This window comes from Staphylococcus canis (assembly GCF_016238445.1).
Classification (GTDB): domain Bacteria; phylum Bacillota; class Bacilli; order Staphylococcales; family Staphylococcaceae; genus Staphylococcus; species Staphylococcus canis.
On sequence record NZ_JABANU010000075.1, the window covers coordinates 1 to 342 of the forward strand.

The following is a 342-nucleotide window of genomic DNA, read 5'->3' on the forward strand; positions in this document are numbered from 1 at the left end:
TTAAAGACTTTAACCGACGGTCTTCCACAATATCTATGATACGATGTGTGAGTGAATCAGCATAAATAAAGCTCATATATCCCGATACGTTTTTAACACTTTTAAATTCATCCATCATTAAATGTTTTGGTAATGGTCGATGTGGCAACTGATAGAGACTTTCTGCAGCTTCATCAATAAAACGTGCTACAGTTGTAGGTGATACAGAACAATCCTGCGCTATAGAAGCTTCAGAGCGTATATCCGTTGCCTTATTGAGAATAGCCATTTTAGTATTTTTAGAGATAAAACAAAACTTATCAACGACAGGAGACTGAGCTGTAAAGTACGTATTACAAGCTT

At 36.0% G+C, this 342-nt stretch carries 1 pseudogene; it reads right to left on the reverse strand.

Annotated features, from left to right (window positions below):
* Window positions 1-342 (reverse strand): annotated as a pseudogene (locus HHH54_RS10970) (ISL3 family transposase); the annotation flags it as partial.